The 3,969-nt window shown below is 39.4% G+C and carries 3 protein-coding genes; all 3 read left to right on the plus strand.

Features of this window, described 5'->3' with window-relative positions; all coding sequences use genetic code 11:
• The coding region (locus BZK14_RS10205; protein WP_143691443.1) for a DHHA1 domain-containing protein at positions 1-1,287 on the plus strand (1,287 nt) is incomplete at its 5' end.
• Between the two features lie 75 nt (positions 1,288-1,362).
• A complete protein-coding gene (gene guaB / locus BZK14_RS10210) occupies positions 1,363-2,820 on the plus strand; it encodes an IMP dehydrogenase (protein ID WP_077926394.1) in 1,458 nt (485 codons plus the stop codon).
• 33 nt (positions 2,821-2,853) lie between these two features.
• Positions 2,854-3,969 (plus strand): lysine--tRNA ligase (gene lysS, locus BZK14_RS10215; RefSeq protein WP_077926395.1); only part of this gene is annotated, 1,116 nt, incomplete at its 3' end.

Below are 3,969 nucleotides of genomic sequence, written 5' to 3' on the forward strand. Positions count from 1 at the left end.
GCTCAAGCTAAAGCGTATGGTATTAATGTTGTGGTAACAGACCACCATTTACCGGGTGATGTTTTACCTGTCGCAGATGCAATTGTGAATCCAAATTTGAAAAATAGCCGATTTGAAAGCAGTGCGTTGTGCGGTGTCGGTGTTGCTTTTTATACTTTAATGGCTGTGCGTCGAGAGTTAATTAATTTAGGGTATTTGACGGAAAAATCTGCCCCTAATTTAGCTAATTATCTAGATTTAGTCGCATTAGGTACAATTGCAGATTTAGTGCCGTTAGATCGCAATAATCGTTGCTTAGTACAACAAGGTATTGAGAGAATTCGCCGAGGTCGGACTATTGCAGGAATTCAAGCTTTATTAGAGGTTTCAGGTAAAAATCAAAGCGAACTTTCAACAACTGATATTGGATTTAGTATTTCACCATTACTGAATGCTGCAGGGCGATTGGATGATATGCGTGTCGGTATTGAATGTTTGCTCACAGATTCGGAAGATCGGGCCAGATATTATGCTCAGCGGTTATATGATTTCAACCAAGAACGCAAATCTATTGAACGTTCAATGACACAAGAAACGGAACAGATTCTAGCAAAAGTTATATTGAAAGATGATGAACTGCCTTATGGTATTGCCTTATATGACCCCTCTTGGCATCAAGGTGTTATTGGAATTGTGGCTTCAAGAGTTAAAGAGCGTTTTAATAAGCCAACGTTTATTTTTGCAGAAGAGAATGATGATCTATTAAAGGGGTCGGGGCGATCAATCTCAGGTATTCACTTACGAGATTTATTGGATAGCATTGCGACAGAATATCCTGATATGATTTTGCAATTTGGTGGCCATGCAATGGCTGCCGGATTAACTTTAAGAAAATCTGAATTTGCTAAGTTTCAGCAAGCGTTGGATGAACGTGTCAAAGGATTGATTCATAGTATTGATCCTAAAATTATTTACACTGATGGTGCATTATCCATTGAGGATTTTACCATTAATAATGCTGCCATATTACGCACAGCAATGCCCTGGGGGCAATCTTTTCCAGAACCTGCATTTGATAATGTTTTCAATGTGGTGGACGCAAAGATTTTGCAAAATACGCATTTAAAACTTGAATTAAAACATCCTCAATCTAATTTTACACTCAATGCTATCGCATTTTTTAAAGCTAAAGATTGGCAGGAAGGTACTGATAAGGTTCGTTGTGTTTATAAATTAGATGTGAATGAGTGGCGAGGTAAAAAATCGCTACAATTATTAATCGAACACATAGAAATTGAAAGCAGATAGCCAATGGGTGCGATTTTGTGTTAAAATCCCGAGCCAATCTTTTTTGGCAAACCAATCTCTAGAGGGATCAAATATATGTTGCGCATTATTGAGCAAGCACTAACTTTCGATGACGTTTTACTCGTTCCTGATTATTCTGAAGTTTTACCTAAAGAAGTATCTTTAAAAACTCAATTGACGAAGTCAATCAGCTTAAATATCCCATTATTATCAGCTGCAATGGATACAGTAACAGAAAGCCGTTTAGCAATTGCGATGGCGCAACAAGGTGGTATCGGTATCATCCATAAAAACTTAACGATCGAAGAGCAGGCAGCTGAAGTTCGTAAAGTTAAAAAATTTGAAAATGGTATCATTTCTGATCCTGTAACAGTTACGCCAGATATGACATTGGCAGAATTACGCCATATGTTCAGCACATTTGAAATTTCAAGTGCACCAGTAATTGATGCAGGTAAAGTTGTTGGTATTATCACTAATCGTGATGTGCGTTTCCATGATAATTTATCTATCCGCATAAAAGAAGTGATGACACCCCGTGATCGCTTAATTACAGTGAAAGAACATGCTGGGCGTGAAGAAATCGTTAATTTACTACGTGAACACCGTGTAGAACGTTTAGTTATTGTGAATGATGCGAATGAATTATGTGGTTTGGTAACTGTTAAAGATATCTCTCGTTCACAATCATTACCTAACGCATGTGTCGATGCTAATGAACAATTATTAGTGGGAGCGGCTGTTGGCGCAGGTGCAGGTACAGAGGAACGCATCGATGCATTAGTAGCGGCAGGTGTTGATGTTGTAATCGTTGATACAGCACACGGTCATTCAAAAGGTGTAATTGATCGTGTTCGTTGGGTGAAAGAAACTTATCCAAATTTACAAGTTATCGCAGGTAATATTGCGACTGCTGAAGCTGCGATTGCATTGGCTGATGCTGGTGCTGATGCAGTTAAAGTAGGTATCGGCCCTGGTTCAATTTGTACAACTCGTATCGTTGCTGGTATTGGTGTTCCACAAGTAAGTGCCATTGCAAATGTTGCTGCAGCACTGAAGGATCGTGGTATTCCTGTGATCGCTGATGGCGGTATTCGCTATTCAGGCGATATGGTTAAAGCATTAGCAGCAGGTGCATCATGCATCATGGTGGGCGGCTTATTGGCAGGTACTGATGAAGCACCTGGTGATATAGAATTCTATCAAGGTCGTGCTTATAAATCATACCGTGGCATGGGGTCTTTAGGTGCAATGGGCGCAGGTTCTTCTGATCGTTATTTCCAAGAAGGTACAACTTCAGATAAATTAGTGCCAGAAGGTATTGAGGGCCGTGTTGCATATAAAGGTTCTTTGGTGCCAATCGTTCATCAATTGATGGGTGGTATTCGTGCAGGTATGGGTTACGTTGGTTGTGCAACAGTTGCAGATATGAACATTAAACCAAAATTTGTACAAATCACAAATGCAGGTATGCGTGAGTCTCACGTGCATGATGTCACAATTACTAAAGAAGCACCTAACTACTCAAGCTGATCCTATTTTTATTAACTTTTATGTCAAAGAATTATGAGTCAAGATATTAAAACCGAAGAAGTAAACGAAAGCCATTTGATTACCGAACGTCGTGAAAAATTAGCGAATATTCGAAAGGCTAAGGATGTTGCGTTCCCAAATCAGTTCCGTAAAGATACACACGCGAAGGATTTATTAAAGCGCACAGAGAATATGGATAAGGAAGCATTAACTGCTGAGAATATTCATGTGAAGATGGCTGGTCGAATCATGTCGAAGCGTTTGTTCGGTAAAGGTGGTTTCGTTGTTCTTCGTGATCAGACTGGCGATGTTCAATTATTCTTGAATACAGGGCTAATTGGTGCAGAGAAATTTGAGGAATTCACGCATTGGGATATCGGTGACATCATCGGTGTTTCAGGCTTGGTTTCTCGCTCTGATAAAGGTGAATTGACGGTTCGTGTTTCTGAAATTGATTTATTGACTAAATCATTGCGTCCATTACCAGATAAGTTCCATGGTTTAACGGACATTGAAGCACGTTATCGCCAACGCTATGTTGACTTAATTATGAATATGGAAGCACGTGAAGTATTCCGTAAGCGTACAAAGATCATGCGCACGATTCGTAATTTCTTTGACGATAAAGGTTTTGAAGAAGTTGAAACACCAATGATGCATTCAATTCCTGGTGGTGCGAATGCAAAACCTTTCATCACACATCATAATGCGTTGGATATGGAGTTCTATTTGCGTATTGCGCCAGAGCTTTATTTGAAGCGTTTAGTTGTGGGCGGTATGGAAAAAGTTTATGAAGTGAATCGTAACTTCAGAAACGAAGGTGTTTCAACTCGCCATAATCCAGAATTCACAATGGTTGAATGGTATTGGGCATATGCTGACTATAAAGATATGATGGATTTCACTGATGAGCTCATGGCAACTTTAGCAAAAGAAGTTGTGGGTTCAACAAGTGTGCCTTATCAAGGTTTGACTTTAGACTTTAGTAAGCCAGCAGTTCGTATGACGGTTCAAGAATCGATTGTTCATCATTACCCAGAAGCTAAAAACTTTGATTTAGATATACGTGAAGGTGTTGCAGCTTTGGCTGATTCCATTCACATTAAATACAAAGATTCTGATGGTTGGGGTAAAATCTTGATGGAAGTG

The sequence above is a fragment of the Wohlfahrtiimonas larvae genome, from assembly GCF_002006755.1.
Lineage (GTDB): Bacteria > Pseudomonadota > Gammaproteobacteria > Cardiobacteriales > Wohlfahrtiimonadaceae > Wohlfahrtiimonas > Wohlfahrtiimonas larvae.

What these genes read in the sequence shown, in the direction of transcription:
- guaB (WP_077926394.1), top strand. Translation starts at nt 1,363, where the DNA reads ATGTTGCGCATTATTGAGCAAGCACTAACTTTCGATGACGTTTTACTC.